Origin of the sequence: Parabacteroides sp. AM08-6 (assembly GCF_003473295.1) — a bacterium.
GTDB lineage: Bacteria > Bacteroidota > Bacteroidia > Bacteroidales > Tannerellaceae > Parabacteroides.
Genome location: NZ_QRMP01000001.1, coordinates 197,540 through 213,609 on the forward strand (window position 1 = coordinate 197,540; position 16,070 = coordinate 213,609).

14 protein-coding genes and 1 pseudogene are annotated in these 16,070 nt (G+C 39.3%); 10 read left to right on the forward strand and 5 right to left on the reverse strand.

From position 1 onward, the window contains the following. Window position 1 precedes the first annotated feature (1 nt). From DW103_RS00765 to serB, 3 genes are read right to left on the reverse strand one after another with little or no spacing between them, the layout of a single operon-like run. Window positions 2–472 (reverse strand): C-GCAxxG-C-C family protein, encoded by a 471-nt coding sequence (locus tag DW103_RS00765; protein WP_122273757.1) that lies wholly within the window; start codon window positions 470–472, stop codon window positions 2–4. Window positions 473–488: 16 nt separating this feature from the next. Beyond that, the gene (locus tag DW103_RS00770) at window positions 489–791 is read right to left on the reverse strand and encodes a Dabb family protein (protein WP_122273758.1); all 303 of its coding nucleotides are present in this window, start codon (window positions 789–791) and stop codon (window positions 489–491) included. Between the two features lie 17 nt (window positions 792–808). Further along, window positions 809–2,035 carry a phosphoserine phosphatase SerB gene (gene serB / locus DW103_RS00775; RefSeq protein ID WP_122273952.1) on the reverse strand — a complete coding sequence of 409 codons (1,227 nt, stop codon included), beginning with the start codon at window positions 2,033–2,035 and terminating at the stop codon, window positions 809–811. 156 nt (window positions 2,036–2,191) lie between these two features. On the opposite strand from serB, the gene DW103_RS00780 reads away from it, so the two are divergent. Both DW103_RS00780 and DW103_RS00785 read left to right on the forward strand, forming a co-directional pair. After that, the gene (locus tag DW103_RS00780) at window positions 2,192–2,722 is read left to right on the forward strand and encodes a hypothetical protein (RefSeq protein WP_122273953.1); all 531 of its coding nucleotides are present in this window, start codon (window positions 2,192–2,194) and stop codon (window positions 2,720–2,722) included. A gap of 478 nt (window positions 2,723–3,200) precedes the next feature. Then, the gene (locus DW103_RS00785) at window positions 3,201–3,701 is read left to right on the forward strand and encodes a thioredoxin-like domain-containing protein (protein ID WP_122273759.1); all 501 of its coding nucleotides are present in this window, start codon (window positions 3,201–3,203) and stop codon (window positions 3,699–3,701) included. Window positions 3,702–3,811: 110 nt separating this feature from the next. Here DW103_RS00785 and DW103_RS00790 read toward each other — a convergent pair whose 3' ends face one another. Beyond that, window positions 3,812–4,879 (reverse strand): Gfo/Idh/MocA family oxidoreductase, encoded by a 1,068-nt coding sequence (locus DW103_RS00790; RefSeq protein WP_122273760.1) that lies wholly within the window; start codon window positions 4,877–4,879, stop codon window positions 3,812–3,814. A 131-nt stretch (window positions 4,880–5,010) separates the two neighbouring features. Between DW103_RS00790 and msrA the strand changes: the two are divergent. Then, window positions 5,011–5,523, forward strand: a pseudogene (gene msrA / locus DW103_RS00795) (peptide-methionine (S)-S-oxide reductase MsrA); the annotation flags it as partial. Between the two features lie 140 nt (window positions 5,524–5,663). Here the strand turns inward: msrA and DW103_RS00800 are convergent. Beyond that, window positions 5,664–7,835 carry an alpha-galactosidase gene (locus tag DW103_RS00800; RefSeq protein WP_122273762.1) on the reverse strand — a complete coding sequence of 724 codons (2,172 nt, stop codon included), beginning with the start codon at window positions 7,833–7,835 and terminating at the stop codon, window positions 5,664–5,666. 484 nt (window positions 7,836–8,319) lie between these two features. Between DW103_RS00800 and cysQ the strand changes: the two genes are divergently transcribed. The 7 genes from cysQ (at window position 8,320) to DW103_RS00840 (ending at window position 16,065) form a co-directional block, all read left to right on the forward strand. After that, window positions 8,320–9,138, forward strand: coding sequence for a 3'(2'),5'-bisphosphate nucleotidase CysQ (cysQ, locus tag DW103_RS00810; protein WP_122273764.1), 819 nt, complete (start codon window positions 8,320–8,322; stop codon window positions 9,136–9,138). A 165-nt stretch (window positions 9,139–9,303) separates the two neighbouring features. Continuing rightward, window positions 9,304–10,857 (forward strand): SLC13 family permease, encoded by a 1,554-nt coding sequence (locus DW103_RS00815; RefSeq protein WP_122273765.1) that lies wholly within the window; start codon window positions 9,304–9,306, stop codon window positions 10,855–10,857. A gap of 24 nt (window positions 10,858–10,881) precedes the next feature. Beyond that, complete coding sequence (cysC, locus tag DW103_RS00820) at window positions 10,882–11,490, forward strand: adenylyl-sulfate kinase (protein WP_122273766.1); 609 nt, start codon at window positions 10,882–10,884, stop codon at window positions 11,488–11,490. Between the two features lie 39 nt (window positions 11,491–11,529). Beyond that, window positions 11,530–12,441 (forward strand): sulfate adenylyltransferase subunit CysD, encoded by a 912-nt coding sequence (cysD, locus tag DW103_RS00825; protein ID WP_199652935.1) that lies wholly within the window; start codon window positions 11,530–11,532, stop codon window positions 12,439–12,441. 26 nt (window positions 12,442–12,467) lie between these two features. Continuing rightward, the gene (cysN, locus tag DW103_RS00830) at window positions 12,468–13,931 is read left to right on the forward strand and encodes a sulfate adenylyltransferase subunit CysN (protein ID WP_122273768.1); all 1,464 of its coding nucleotides are present in this window, start codon (window positions 12,468–12,470) and stop codon (window positions 13,929–13,931) included. A 3-nt stretch (window positions 13,932–13,934) separates the two neighbouring features. Next, entirely contained in the window at window positions 13,935–15,038 is a 1,104-nt protein-coding gene (locus tag DW103_RS00835) for a sulfotransferase (protein WP_122273769.1), read from the forward strand. Window positions 15,039–15,096: 58 nt separating this feature from the next. Next, a complete protein-coding gene (locus DW103_RS00840; RefSeq protein ID WP_122273770.1) occupies window positions 15,097–16,065 on the forward strand; it encodes a PCMD domain-containing protein in 969 nt (322 codons plus the stop codon). Window positions 16,066–16,070: the final 5 nt, after the last annotated feature.

Sequence of the window (16,070 nt, forward strand, 5' to 3'; positions counted from 1 at the left end):
ATTAATCGAGCTCTCCTTTAAGCATTTTACCGGCAATACATGCGGCATCTTCCACGAATTTGCAGCAAGGACGCTTGGCATAATATTCTTTTGTGCGAATTTCCGGAGTAGGAGTGTTATCTGAAATGATTGAACCTAAAAGTTTCCGACAAATAATAGTTTCGTGCTTTTCTTTAAAAAGTCCACCCATTTTTTGTACCATTTCGTAATTTTTACTACGAGCTTCTTGGTCTGTTATATCCGATACCGGATATTTGAAACCAGCTAACATAGCCATTGCACAGACTGTTCCACAGACTTCACGCATCCGGCCAACACCACCACCGAAAGAAACCGACATTTTTTTTGCCGTTTCCATATCTAATTCAAAAACGTCTGAATATGCCAGAAATACTGATTGAGCACAGTTATAGCCTGATTTGAAATTTTGAACAGCCCGTTTCGCGCGCTCTTCCACCTCAAAGTCTTTCATGATATTCTATTCGTTTTTAACATTCATAGTCAACACATGCTCTATCAGCCTTTACCGGACCGATGATACCTTTGGATACAGCTACATGTTCCGGATGGTTGGCGTATGTATTTACATCCTCCAATGTGTTTAGTTCTGTTGTTAAAATGATGTCCCACGTTTCTGCCGGATTAACATTGAAATCGACCCGTATCATATGCAACACATCTATTTTATTAATCAAAGCTTCCAGTTTTTCTTTGATTTCTTGCATTTTGGCTTGTTTATCAGCCGAAGTTTCAAACTCTTTTAGTTTGAACATAACAATATGTCTAATCATTTTTATTATATTATTGGTTACATTTTCTCATCCAAATATGAATCTTTATAGCCTAAAAAATATAAAATGCCATCTAGTCCGATAGTAGAGATTGATTGTTTGGCTGTTGCTTTGACCTTTGGTTTTGCATGGAAAGCAATTCCCAGACCTGCTATGCTAATCATGGGCAAGTCGTTGGCTCCGTCACCAACGGCAACAGTCTGACGGATATCTACATTTTCAACCTGTGCTATCAGACGGAGTAATTCTGCTTTTCGTTTTCCATCTACAATATCACCTATATAGCGTCCTGTTAATTTTCCGTTTTCAATTTCCAACTCGTTAGCATATACATAGTCTATATTGTATTTTTGCTTCAGGTAATTACCGAAGTAGGTAAAACCACCGGAAAGAATCGCTATTTTAAAACCTACTTTCTTCAAAATGCGCATCAAACGGTCAACTCCTTCCGTAATTGGTAGATTTTCAGCAATTTCCTGCATAACAGAAACATCCAGGCCTTTCAGTAATGCGCAACGTTGACGAAAACTTTCGCAAAAATCAATTTCACCCCGCATAGCGGCTTCCGTTATTGCTTTGACTTGGTTGCCGACACCGGCACGAATAGCTAATTCATCAATAACTTCTGTTTCAATCAACGTGGAATCCATATCGAAACAAATCAGGCGACGCATTCTGCGGAACATACTTTCTTCCTGGAAAGAAATGTCGATTTCTTGTTCTGCGGAAAGCTTCATGAAGTCTGCTTTCATTTGTTCTTTATCTTTAGGAGTCCCTCTTACTGAGAATTCTACACTGGCTTTGGGAGTACGTGCGTTTTCATCTAAAGGGATACGGCCGGTGAGACGCTTGATGTCATCGATATTCATATCTTGCTCAGCAACGATACTCGTAACGCCTGCTATTTGTTTGGCTGTAAGCTTTCTGCCTAATATAGTGATGATATACCTGTTTTTCCCTTGCATGGAAACCCATTGGCTATATGCTTCTTCCGTAATCGGGTTAAAACGTATATTCACATCCAGCTCGTAACTTTTAAAGAGTAATTCTTTCAGAATTTCTCCGGAATTACCTTCACTACTTTGGAACAGGATGCCAAGAGATAAGTTGTTATGGATATCTGCTTGTCCTATATCTAAAATCACTGCATTATTTTTAGCAAGTATCTCAGTTAGAGCTGCTGTAACTCCCGGACGATCTGTACCATTTATATTTATAAGTATAATTTCGTCTTTTTGTCCCATTTTCATTATATTTGTGGGCAAAGGTACATAAGTTATGTACAAATTCCGATTGTTTGTAAAACAAAAGTTGTACTTAAAATGTTATTTATTTAGAGGTAATATATTATAAACAGAACCTGGCAACCTTAATAAGTCCTGACTGGCAGGCACATGAAGATGAAGATTCAGTTTGAAATTAAGGAAAAATTGCCTGAGATTATTGATGAAATAATGCATTCAGACAAATGGCAAACAAAAGTCGTAGAGAAAACAGGTAGCTTGGAACGTGTGACAATCAAAGATCAAACCTACGATTCTACGGCTTGTATTGAAATCTGGAAACATGAAATTCATATCCGGACTGCGTGGTCAAATTATACTTATCGTATTTTTATGCGAGGTAATTCGGTTTGGTGTGAATACATTGGTGCATATCGTGGTTTGTTGGAACAAAATTTATTGCCAACCTTTACACCTAAGATGAATATTTTGGACTCGGAAGTTACGGAAAGTTCACTTACTGGAAATAAACGAGAAACACTACGTACTTATGGTTCGGAAAATCTGAAATTGAAAAATTTTAGACGCGGAAACTTTAAAGAAGAATATAATATCGCTTCTCCCCAAGATCATCCGACTATTGTGTATGATGAATACATTAAAGAGGGGATGCCAATACCAGCACCGGAGAAAAAAACTTATAAGTAATTAAAGAGTAACCGGTAAATATTTTCATAAAAGCAAAATGAAGATATTTATCGGTTGTTTTTTATTTGCTTTTGTTCAAATAAACTTCTATCGACGATATGAGAAAGTCATATTCTGTTCATTGGGTTTAACAATTAACAGAAGTGATGTGTGACACGAAAGTGGCTATTACATTCGTACTTTCTTATGTTGTATATGTTATCAAACATGTTTGTTTTGTTAAATATATGCGGTAAAACATATAAAAAAACTTGTATTTTGTTCGAAAGATGTTATATCGTTTGGTAAAAAAGAAACTTTGCCCTTATCTTTGTAGCCGTTAAAAACAAGAATGTGATTTCTTAGCGAAGAAAAAGCTCTTGTTTGCTTCCTGAAAATCAGGAGTCGGAGTATGGTGGATGATGTTGTAAAGGCTTTTGTCAAAGCCGGTCAACTTTTGAGGCAATATTCCGATTAAGTTTAACATAAAAATGATGATATGAAAGTAAGAGCTTATGTTCTCTTTGTTGCGGCTGCATTGCTTGCAATTTCGGCCGGGACTAAAAACGCAAGACCTACAGAAGGTGCAAACCCAGGTGATCTTGCTCCGAGAATAGAGTCTTTAGGAAACAAAAATGATTTAAGTTTCCAAAATCATTCCGGACGTTACACTTTGCTTAATTTCTGGGCAGCTTACGATGCTGAATCGCGAGTCCGTAACGTTCAATTATGGAATAAGGTTAACAAGTTAGGTTCTGAAAAAATTGCCATGTATTCAATCTCAATGGATGAGAAAGAGTCAATTTTTGCTGAGACGGTAAAGGCTGATAAACTGGAAGGTACAATGCAATTTCATGAAGAACTTGGTAAAAAGTCAAAGTTGTATGGGAAATACAACCTGCAAAAAGGGTTTCGGAATTTCCTGATTAACGACAAAGGCGTTATTATTGCTGCTAATGTAACGCCAGAGCAGTTGACTGAAGTGCTGAAGAAGATTTAATTTCAAGATTATTATTAAAAAAGAGCTATTCTACTTTTAGGATAGCTCTTTTTTTGTGTATATACTTTTGCTTATAAAAAAGAATGTGTTTAAAAGTCAATACTACTGTTTCAATCACAGATATTTAATGTGATGATTTTTTTAGTCCGGCTACTTTCCCAGGCTGCTTCTATCAGCCGGATTGTCGGCAATACACTTGTAGCGTCTGTAGTAAGTGGTTCTCCATAGCGGATATGCCGTTGGATATTATCGTAAAAACCAGCATAGTTTCCAGGGCAACTCGGAAATTTCTCCCGAACTATCTTTCCTTCTTTTTCTGTGTGTAATATTCCCCAAATACTTTTGTCTTCTTCTCCCCAATTGGGTGTATTGGGCATCAGTCCGGCATTCAAATCTGCTTCCTGACGGTCCAGACCGTATTTGACAAACGAACCTTCTGTGCCGTGGAGCACAAAACGGGGTTCCGGTTCACACATCAAATAACTAGATTTCAGTGTTATTTTTATTTCCGGTATTTTGGATGGGCGTAAAAGATGGATGATAAAATAATCATCCACCATCCCATTTGTTCGTAATGTTGCAATATCCGCAAAAATAGCTTCCGGTATACCAAATAGCTGAACTGCTTGGTCTATTACATGAGCTCCCAAGTTGTAAGTTAGTCCGCCACCCAATTCGCCGGTTTCTTTCCATGTGCCTGGTTTGATGAAATTCCGATATCGAGGAAATGTTGATTCAAATTCAACCAAACGTCCTAAGTATCTTTTTTCTATGATTTTTTTTACGGTGAGAAAATCTGAATCCCACCGTCTATTCTGGTAAACACTTAAAGCCAGTCCTTTGGATTTGGCAAGGGCGACTAATTCCTCTCCTTCTTTGGCTGTTGTAGTAAAAGGTTTTTCAACAATTACGTGCTTTCCGGCTTCTAGAGCACGACGGGTATAATCATAATGCGTACTGTCTGGTGTATTGACTACAATCAGTTCCAATTCATCAATTGCGAGTAGTTCATCAAAACTGCGTACAATACGTGCTGAAGGATAACGTTCCTTTGACAGCTCCTTAGTTCGTTCCGTTATAGCGGTTAGCTCGAAATTCGGGTTTGTACTGATAAACGGAGCATGAAATATTTGTCCCGACATACCGAATGCCGCAAGGCCTGTCTTAATTTTTTCCATATTACCTGTTTATTGATTCATCTTTTCTTCTTGCAAAGCTAAAAGAAATAAAAGACTTTTGCCAAAATGCTTAGAAAAGTTTACCTTTGGGTTGAATAAATAGAAATTTACATCCATATAAACAATAGAATATGACAACAGAAAATCAACATGACATATATCTGGCAGGAGGTTGTTTCTGGGGTACCGAGCATTTTCTGAAGCAGGTACGAGGGGTAACATACACACAAGTCGGATATGCTAATGGTAATATTGAAAATCCGACCTACCAGCAAGTGTGTACCGATAAAACAGGTTTTGCCGAAACCGTTAAAGTGAACTATAATCCGCAACAAGTGGATTTAAGTTTATTATTGGATTTATACTTTAAAACAATTGACCCAACCAGTCTTAATCGTCAGGGAGGTGATCAGGGGTCGCAATATCGTACCGGCATTTATTATACGGACGTTTCCGACCTGCCTTTGATTCAAGCAGCTTTGGCTGCGCTGGCAAAAAATTATCAGGAGCCAATTGTTGTGGAGGTTAAGCCTTTGAAGAATTTTTATCCGGCCGAGGAATATCACCAGGATTATTTGGATAAGAACCCCGCTGGTTATTGCCATATCCATCCGGAATTGTTCGAGTTGGCAAGAAAAGCAAATATTAGCGGGAATGCATAAATAATCATCAGGCTAGAATATAAAATAGAGGTAGTAATGAATTTGTAATATAATTCTTACTACCTCTATTTTATATTGTAGCCTATTATTGATAAAAAAAGAAATAATCCTTTTTTATACTTTTATTCAGCAGTGATTTCAATTATGCGGCTATTTGTTCTATTACTGGTAAAAGGATGCAAGCCGACTTTCATTAGATAATCGCCCGATAGAGTACGACCGTTTTCTTTTAAGTTTGATTTTCTCCCAGTCATCAAATTGATTTCTTCTACTTTATACTTTTTTTGAGGATCAAGTCCTTGTAATTTTACAGGGAAGAGTTTTTCCTGATAACGAGGGTTGATATCAAATGTATAGAGTACCGCTTTATCCTGCCCTTGACCGACATACATGATTGCAGTGTGGTTGGTTTCATAGGGAGATACCAGGCGATATTGGTCACCATCGAGGATTGTCCCTTTTAAACGTTTAAAGTTAGCTACAGCATTTTGGCAATAAGCAAGTTCGTCAGCATTTAAGTCTTTTAAACCGATATCGAAACCTAATTTGCACATCATTGCTACATCAGTACGGAATTTAATACTCGTATTTCTGTTCCAACTTGTCACGTGGGCGCACATTGCTTTTGACGGGAAAAACTGAGAAAAGCCCCACTGGATATATAACCGTTCAATCGGATCGGTGTTATCGCTTGGCCAAAATTCCGTAAAGTATTTCAATGCTTCATAATCACAGCGGGCACCGCCACCGGAACAAAGCATCATGGGAATGTTTGGATATTTTTCTTTTACACGGTTAAATACATTATATATACCACGCACATGATTGATATAGAGCTGGTTTTGTTTCTCTTTCAAATAAGGAGAATATATATTGGTAATCGGGCTGTTGCAATCCCATTTAAAAAAAGCGACTTCCGGGTTTTCTTTCATGATTTTGTCGACGACGTCGAATACAAAATCCTGGACTTTCGGATTACTGAGATCGAGAACTAGCTGGTTACGGAAATAATAAGTTTCTCGATTAGGCTGATGGATAACCCAATCCGGATGTTTTTCAAATAGTTCGCTTTTCGGATTCACCATTTCCGGTTCAATCCAGATACCAAACTTTACACCGGCCTCTTTGGCTGCATTTACAAGAAAAGGAATACCATGAGGTAATTTCTTGTGCATGGCCTCCCAATCTCCCAGACCGGCATGGTCGTCGTTGCGCGGATATTTATTGCCGAACCACCCATCATCGAGTAAGAACATATCAACGCCCAAATGTTTGGCTTCTTTCATTAAGTCGCTAAGAATTTCCTCATTAAAGTTGAAAGAGGTATTCTCCCAATTATTCAATAAAGTCAGGCGGTCTCCTTTTCCATCTTTCAACTGGTAATTACGTGCCCATGAGTGGAAATTGCGGCTTGCTTTACCTGTTCCTTCCTGGCTGAAAGTAAAGATAAATTCAGGTGTTGTGAAGATTTCACCCGGTTTTAGTTCATAGCTTGATGCGTAAGGGTTGATACCGGAACTAACGCGCAGATTACCGACATTGTCCACTTCAAAAGTAAAACGGAAATTACCCGTCCAACCGATAGTACCCAATACAACATCTCCTTGGTGTTCGGATGCCGGTTGTCCCAATCCCAATTCGAAAAATGGACTGGTATGCATACCGGCACGTGAACCTAATTTGGTTTCAAGAATTTTTTTCCCAAACTTCAGTTCCTGTGTACTCATATTAACCTCTTTTGCCCAGTCCCCGCTAAATTCAGTCAGGAAATAAGCCGGATTTTCGAAATAAAGCATGGAAGAAGCGTATCGGTTCAGAATAATCGGCTTGCGCTCGCTATGTGAAATTTCGCTCCATGACTTAATAATATTTTCCTTTCCGTATGTGACATAATGAAGTTTTACGGTAATCGGATACACTTCATCTTTTAAAGTGATAATCGTTTCGGAAACATTCTCATCCTGTTTTTTTACTTCGGAAGATACGTACTTCAAGATGGTTGTCATATTTCCGTCTGCGTGTGTGATAGCCAAAGCCGACTCGAAATAATCTTCGGCTCCAGATGTCTGGTAGGCTTCTTTACCGTCAATGTTAAAGGCCGGAAGATTGGCCAAATCTGATTTTTGCAATAGTTTTGGGCCTAAATAAACCTGATAGAGGCGTTCGTTGGAACCTGTTCGGAGTAATAAATCCGTTTCGTCTGTGGAGATACGGATAAATTTAGAGTTGTCTGATACTGCTTTTACTTGCATAAAGAGCATACTTAAAAATAATAGTACAAAATGCTTTTTCATTGTATTTATAATAACTGAATTTGTGTGCAAAGAAAATTCGAGTACAAATATACGGTTGTTTGTCCGATTTTATTTGCTTATTTTTCTCAATATGATTATAAAACGTTGCATATTGTATTTTTTTATGGGATAAAACAGGTTTTGTTGCAAAACATCCCGGCGGTTGGTCTACCCGATTATCAAAATGTCACTAGTATAGCAACTAAATGAGGATAGCATGGCGGGTAAAATGAATTACCCGCGCATGTAACTCTTTTTAACATATCAATCCGATAGCAAAACACCCGAATGAAGAGCATGCTGTCAATCGGCTGAGATGGGAGAAAAATAATATCTCTTTGATGCACAAGAAATGGAAAAAGAGTTTCTCCTTTGTTTTTTAGACTGATAATTGCTTAATGCTAGATATTTTTTGTCAGGTATTGCGCTTTGTTTGTAGATTATTTTTACATTTGGATATTATTAAACAAAAAGAAGTGTGATAATGAACAACTATGCAAACTACCTTTATATAGCTATTCGTGCGGCAATAGATGCTGGGAATGCTATCATGGATATTTATACTGATCCGGAAGCTGACTTCGGTGTAGAGCGAAAAGCTGATAACTCTCCTTTGACACGAGCTGATAAAAAAGCCCATGAGATTATATCAGGGGCTTTGTCCGTAACTCCATTTCCTTTATTAAGTGAAGAAGGGAAGGAGATACCTTTCGCTGAACGCTCGACTTGGGATACGCTCTGGATTGTGGACCCTTTGGACGGGACAAAAGAGTTTATTAAGAAAAACGGAGAGTTTACCGTTAACATTGCCTTGGTGAAGGGAGGTACACCTTTGCTTGGCGTTATCTATGTACCGGTACGAAAAGAACTTTATTTTGCTGCCGATTCGATAGGTGCCTATAAATTAACCGGTATAGACAGTGCCAATCAACCATCGATGGATGAGATACGAGCCAAGGCTGTACGCCTGCCTTTAGCTATGGGGCATCAGGGGGTTGTCGTGGTCGCTTCACGTTCGCATCAAACAGAAGAAACGACAGCTTTTATCGAGAATTTGCGCAGACAGGGACAACCTGTTACGTTGATAAGCAGTGGAAGCAGCCTGAAAATATGTCTGGTTGCAGATGGTTCGGCTGATATTTATCCGCGTTTTGCCCCGACAATGGAATGGGATACGGCTGCCGGCCATGCAATAGCAAAAGCGGCAGGGTGTGAAGTCTATCATATTGATGAAAAAACTCCGTTAAAATACAATAAAGAAGATTTGCATAATCCTTGGTTCATTGTGAAGCCTAATGAATAGCTCCGGGAGGGAACGGTAGGCTTTGAGTCAATTTATTTTTAGCTTTTTTCTTGAATCTATTGGTCAGAATGGTGGATAATTGTTAATAGTCAATTGCCCATTGTCAATTGTTTATTACATTTGCACCTTATCTGAAAAACTTACACGAACAGATTTTAGGTAGGCATGAACTTTGAAATAATATTTGTGTTGCTGGCGCTGGTCGGCATGATTGCTGCGTTAATATGGGACAAATTGAGGCCTGGAATGGTGTTACTAACCGTTGTGGTTCTCTTTCTTTGTGTTGGTATATTAACGCCGAAAGAGATGTTGGAAGGCTTTAGCAATAAAGGCATGATAACGGTAGGAATGCTTTTTCTTGTCAGTGAGGGTATCCGTCAGAGCGGAGCTTTAGGACAAGTTATAAAAAAGTTATTACCGGAAGGCAAAACAACCGTGTTTAAAGCTCAGTTCAGAATATTACCGCCTGTTGCGTTTATATCCGCTTTCCTGAATAATACACCGGTTGTTGTTATTTTTGCTCCGATTATCAAACGGTGGGCGGAAAACGTTAAGTTACCGGCTACTAAATTTCTAATACCTCTCTCTTATGTTACGATTCTCGGTGGTATTTGTACATTGATTGGTACTTCAACTAATTTGGTGGTACATGGTATGATATTGGAAGCCGGTTTTGAGGGTTTCACGATGTTTGAACTTGGAAAGGTGGGTATATTTATTGCTTTGGCAGGAATTATCTATCTTTTTGTTTTTTCCAATAAGCTACTGCCGGATTCACGTACAGATACCTATATGGATGAAGAGGAAGAAGGAAATCCTGGTAATCTGCACCGGGTGGAGGCTGTGTTAGGCTCCCGTTTCCCCGGTATCAATAAAACTTTGGGAGAATTCAACTTTACCCGCCATTATGGAGCCATCGTAAAAGAGGTGAAGAGCGGGGGACAGCGTTTCACGCGAGACTTGGATAAAGTGGTCTTGCATGAAGGGGATACGTTGGTACTTTGGGCTGATGATTCTTTTGTTCCGACATGGGGGGAATCCAGTGTATTCCTTTTGCTTGCCAATGGTTCTGACGGAATAGAACCTGTTTCCCGCAAAAAACGCTGGCTGGCACTTGGATTATTGATTTTTATGATTGTCGGAGCTACGGTTGGTGAACTTCCGTCTGTAAGAAAAGCTTTTCCCGGTATCCGTTTGGATATGTTTTTCTTTGTATGTATAACAACCATTATTATGGCTTGGACTAAAATTTTCCCTCCGAAAAAATATACCAAATATATATCATGGGATATTTTGATAACCATTGCATGCGCTTTTGCGATTAGTAAAGCAATGGAAAATTCAGGTTTCGCAGCGTTAATTGCCAGCCATATTATCGGAATGTCTCATAATATGGGACCGTATGCTTTGTTGGCGATTGTTTTTATTATCACGAATATATTTACGGAGCTTATCACGAATAATGCGGCAGCGGCTCTGAGTTTCCCGATTGCATTGTCGGTAGCAACCCAATTGGGGGTGGATCCGACTCCATTCTTTGTCGTGATTTGTATGGCTGCTTCGGCAAGTTTCAGCACGCCGATAGGCTATCAGACAAATTTGATTGTGCAAGGTATCGGCAGTTATAAATTTACAGATTTTGTGAAGATAGGTTTGCCTCTTAACCTGATTACATTTTTAATTTCAGTATTTGCAATTCCTCTAATCTGGAAGTTTTAATCCGGGAAAATTTAACAACTCAAAATGGAAAAAGAACAAAATAATATCTATCCTATTTTCGATAAAATGCTAACGAGAGAGGATAAGGAATATTTGCTGAAGCAGCGAAGTGTGATGGTTTGGTTTACCGGCTTGAGCGGTTCGGGAAAAAGTACAATTGCGATTGCTCTTGAGCGGGAACTACATAAACGCGGTTTGTTGTGCCGTATTTTGGATGGTGATAATATTCGTAGTGGAATCAACAATAATCTCGGATTTTCAGCTGAAGACCGTGTGGAAAATATTCGCCGTATTGCAGAAGTAAGTAAATTGTTTATCGATTCCGGTATTATTACGATAGCTGCGTTTATCAGTCCGAACAATGCCCTCAGGGAAATGGCTGCTTCAATTATCGGAAAAGATAACTTTCTGGAGATTTATGTGAGTACGCCGATTGAGGAATGTGAACGACGTGATGTAAAGGGACTATATGCGAAAGCTCGTAGAGGCGAAATTAAAGATTTTACCGGCATATCCGCACCGTTCGAAGCTCCGGCTCATCCGTCCTTGACACTGGATACATCGATATTGAGTCTGGAAGAATCAGTCAATAAATTATTGGAATTAATTATACCTAAAATACAAATCAGTTGACGACAGCTGTCGAAAACATCTGCCAACTAAAAAAATAAAATTATGTCAGATTATAAATTAAGTCATTTACAGGAGTTGGAGGCTGAGTCCATCCATATTATTCGGGAGGTTGCCGCCGAATTTGAAAACCCTGTTATGCTTTATTCTATCGGTAAAGATTCTTCTGTAATGGTTCGCCTGGCAGAGAAGGCTTTTGCTCCCGGAAAAGTACCATTTCCTTTGATGCACATTGATTCAAAATGGAAATTTAAGGAAATGATTCAATTTCGTGACGAGTATGCGAAAAAATATGGTTGGAACCTGATTGTGGAGTCAAATATGGAAGCTTTTCACGCAGGTGTAGGACCTTTTACCCATGGGAGTAAAGTCCATACTGATTTAATGAAAACTCAGGCTTTGCTTCATGGTCTGGACAAATATAAATTCGACGCTGCTTTCGGTGGCGCACGCCGGGATGAAGAGAAGAGTCGTGCGAAAGAACGTATCTATTCATTCCGGGATAAATTCCATCAATGGGACCCGAAAAATCAACGTCCGGAATTGTGGGATATTTATAATGCTCGTGTTCATAAGGGTGAAAGTATTCGTGTATTTCCTTTGTCGAACTGGACGGAGCTGGATATCTGGCAATACATTCGGCTGGAAAACATACCGATTGTGCCTCTCTATTTTGCCAAAGAACGTCCCTGTGTTGAAATTGACGGCAATTTGATTATGGCCGATGATGACCGTTTACCGGAACAATATCGTGACCAGATAAAAATGCGTATGGTTCGTTTCCGTACGTTGGGTTGTTGGCCGTTAACCGGTGCCGTAGAAAGCGAAGCTGATACAATAGAGAAAATCGTGGAAGAAATGATGACTACGACGAAGAGCGAACGTACTACCCGTGTGATTGATTTTGACCAGGATGCAAGTATGGAACAGAAAAAAAGAGAAGGATATTTTTAATTCGTCATTTTCAAATAAGAAAGATTATGTCAACATTAAATATAAAGGAGTTTTTGGATAAAGACGAACAGAAAGACTTACTCCGCTTTCTGACTGCCGGTTCGGTAGACGATGGTAAATCAACCTTGATTGGCCGTTTGCTGTTCGACAGTAAAAAAATATATGAAGACCAGCTGGATGCTTTGGAACGTGACAGCAAACGTATGGGGAATGCCGGCGACCATATCGATTATGCCTTATTGCTGGATGGGTTGAAAGCTGAACGCGAACAGGGTATTACAATTGATGTAGCATATCGCTATTTCAGTACGAATAACCGTAAGTTTATTATCGCGGATACTCCGGGACACGAACAATATACCCGTAATATGATTACCGGCGGTTCAACTGCCAACTTGGCTATCATTCTGGTTGATGCTCGTACCGGAGTGATTACTCAGACACGTCGCCATACTTATCTGGTTTCTTTGCTGGGCATCAAGCATGTGGTACTGGCTGTCAATAAGATGGATTTGGTTGATTTTGACAAACAGATATTCGATAAGATTGTTTCTGACTATCAGAAATTTGTAGAGTCATTGAATATTCCGGATATTACATATATTCCTTTGTCGGCTCTTGATGGAGATAACGTTGTGGAAAAGAGTGGACGAACTCCTTGGTATGAAGGACTTTCGTTGTTGGATTATCTGGAAACCGTTCCGATTGACCAAGATCGTAATTTTGAGGATTTTCGTTATCCGGTGCAATATGTTTTGCGCCCGAATCTTGATTTCCGGGGCTTTTGCGGTAAAGTATCCAGCGGCATTGTCCGTAAAGGGGATACTGTTATGGCACTTCCTTCCGGTAAAACTTCTAAAGTGAAAAGTATTGTTACTTACGATGGCGAATTGGATTATGCTTTTCCTCCCCAGTGTATAACAATCACATTAGAGGATGAAATCGATGTTTCCCGCGGAGAAATGCTCGTACATCCGGATAATTTGCCTATAGCCGACCGTAATTTTGAAGCGATGCTGGTTTGGATGGATGAAGAGCCGATGGATATAAATAAACAATTTTATATTAAGCATACAACAAATCTGACGCGTGCCCGGGTGGATAGTATCCGTTATAAGGTGAATGTCAATACGATGGAGCAACTGACAATTGAAAACGGACAATTGTCGGAGGAAACATTACCAATGAAGCTGAATGAAATCGGACGTGTCGTTTTCACTACTGGCAAGGAGCTGTTTTTTGACCCTTACCAGAAAAACAAACAGACCGGAGCTTTTATTTTGATAGATCCGATAACCAATAACACATCGGCTGTCGGTATGATTATCAATCGGGTAGATGCCCGCGATATGGTTACGGAAGATGCGTTAGCAATCTTGAATTTACCGGAATTAGGAATTGCAACGGAACATTATGACGCTATCCTTGCAGTTTGTAAAGAACTGGAACGACAAGGTGTTCCCGTAAAATGTATAACAGAAAATAAATAAGTTATGGGATTACTCGAATTTGACAAGCTACCGATTAATACATTGGTTGGTGCCGATTGGAAAACATTCAAGGCTGTGACAGCCAATAAAACAATCGATAAAGGATTTCGAAACAAATACTATCTGACTAAGTCGGTTTGCCGTTTGCTTAGCCTGTTGCAACCGTTTGAGAATGCCCGTTATCGCAAGTTGTCGGACCAGCAACTGGAAATGGACCCGGTGTTCATACTCGGTCATTGGCGTAGCGGTACGACTTTTGTTCATAATGTATTTTCCTGTGATAAACATTTTGGATATAATACGACATATCAGACTGTCTTTCCAAACCTGATGCTTTGGGGACAACCTTTTTTCAAAAAGAATATGTCGTTTTTAATGCCGGATAAACGTCCTACAGATAATATGGAACTTAAGGTCGATTTGCCGCAGGAGGAAGAATTTGCTCTGGCAAATATGATGCCTTATACCTATTATAATTTTTGGTTTTTCCCGAAACACATGTTAGAATATTGCGACCGTTATCTACTGTTTGATAATATTACGGAACATGAATTGAATGTCTTTAAAGAAACATTCCTGAAATTGATAAAGATTTCACTCTGGAATACGCATGGGACCCAGTTCCTTAGTAAAAATCCTCCTCATACCGGGCGTGTGAAAGCATTGGTAGAGATGTTCCCGAATGCTAAATTTATTTATTTGAAACGTAATCCATATACTGTATTTGAAAGTACACGCAGCTTTTTTACCAATACGATACAGCCACTCCGTTTGCAGGATATTTCTAATGAACAAATTGAAAGTAATCTGATTGAAGTGTACCGGCGTTTATTTTATAAGTTTGAAGAACAAAAGAATTTAATACCGGAAGGCAACCTGATTGAAGTAAAGTTCGAGGATTTCGAACAGGACGCTTTTGCTATGACAGAGGATATTTACCGGAAATTAAACTTGCCTGGATTCGAAGAGTCTAAAACAGAGATTGAAAAATATCTTGGTAAAAAGAAAGGATATAAGAAGAATCAGTACAGATATGACGACCGTACTGTTCAGATTGTAGAAAAAAATTGGGGAATGGCCTTGGAGGCTTGGGGATATTCATTGTAATTGGCAATTGAAGATGAACAATTGACTGTCATGATGAATTGTATAAATATTAAAGAGAATGAAAATAAAACGGATTAAGTTTATAAGAATAATATTGCTTTTGATAGCCGTAGGTCAATTTGCGGTTGTTAAAGCTCAAAAAGTACTACCTATCGCTTTTGGTGATATGGATAATTGGGTAGTACGCGAGATACACGAATCCGGGATTATCGGAGGGAACACTAAATATTTGTACGAATTAGGCCCAACGGATACTATTGTTGGCAATACGGCTTATCACAATAAAGGCGGCTCTCCTTGGGCTAATTCGAATGTGATGGCAAAAGTGGCAGGTGTCGTTAAAACCAATACCTCTGTTTTTCCGGAAAGAAGAGGAGAGGGGTGGTGCGCGCGTCTTGAAACCCGCATGGAAAGCGTAAAAGTTTTCGGTTTGGTTGATATAGAAGTGGTTGCAGCCGGTTCGATGTTTCTCGGAACGGTGCATGAGCCGATAAAAGGAACAAAAAATCCACAAGCCATGTTATCCAGTGGGATTCCGTTTACCGAAAAACCGATAGCGATTTGTTTCGATTATAAAGTAAAACTGTCTCCTGAAAAAAATCGTATTCGGAGTACTGGTTTTAGTCGGAAAACGACTGTTGCCGGACAGGATTCAATTGCAGCAATCCTTTTTTTGCAAAAACGTTGGGAGGACGAGGATGGAAATGTTTTTGCCAAACGGGTGGGAACAATGATACAACGTTATACGGCATCCAGTGACGGGTGGGTAAATGAGGCTACTTATCCTATTCTTTATGGCGATATTAGTTCTCATCCGGATTATAAGCCTTATATGCAGATTCAGGTGGAAGAGCGCTATACTTTAAACAGCAAAGGCAAAAGTGTTCCTATTCAGGAAATAGGCTGGGCTGAGGAAGGAGAAGAACCGACGCACATGATATTGCAGTTTACTTCGAGTCATGGAGGAGCCTATATCGGTTCTCCGGGTAATACGATGTGGATAGACAATGTGAAACTTGTGTATTAATTTTT

Coding starts and splice junctions, on each gene's coding strand:
- DW103_RS00835 (WP_122273769.1), top strand. CDS start 13,935: ATGGGATTACTCGAATTTGACAAGCTACCGATTAATACATTGGTTGGT.
- serB (WP_122273952.1), bottom strand. CDS start 2,035: ATGGGACAAAAAGACGAAATTATACTTATAAATATAAATGGTACAGAT.
- cysC (WP_122273766.1), top strand. CDS start 10,882: ATGGAAAAAGAACAAAATAATATCTATCCTATTTTCGATAAAATGCTA.
- DW103_RS00780 (WP_122273953.1), top strand. CDS start 2,192: ATGAAGATTCAGTTTGAAATTAAGGAAAAATTGCCTGAGATTATTGAT.
- DW103_RS00785 (WP_122273759.1), top strand. CDS start 3,201: ATGAAAGTAAGAGCTTATGTTCTCTTTGTTGCGGCTGCATTGCTTGCA.
- DW103_RS00800 (WP_122273762.1), bottom strand. CDS start 7,835: ATGAAAAAGCATTTTGTACTATTATTTTTAAGTATGCTCTTTATGCAA.
- DW103_RS00765 (WP_122273757.1), bottom strand. CDS start 472: ATGAAAGACTTTGAGGTGGAAGAGCGCGCGAAACGGGCTGTTCAAAAT.
- DW103_RS00790 (WP_122273760.1), bottom strand. CDS start 4,879: ATGGAAAAAATTAAGACAGGCCTTGCGGCATTCGGTATGTCGGGACAA.
- DW103_RS00770 (WP_122273758.1), bottom strand. CDS start 791: ATGATTAGACATATTGTTATGTTCAAACTAAAAGAGTTTGAAACTTCG.
- DW103_RS00840 (WP_122273770.1), top strand. CDS start 15,097: ATGAAAATAAAACGGATTAAGTTTATAAGAATAATATTGCTTTTGATA.
- DW103_RS00815 (WP_122273765.1), top strand. CDS start 9,304: ATGAACTTTGAAATAATATTTGTGTTGCTGGCGCTGGTCGGCATGATT.
- cysQ (WP_122273764.1), top strand. CDS start 8,320: ATGAACAACTATGCAAACTACCTTTATATAGCTATTCGTGCGGCAATA.
- cysN (WP_122273768.1), top strand. CDS start 12,468: ATGTCAACATTAAATATAAAGGAGTTTTTGGATAAAGACGAACAGAAA.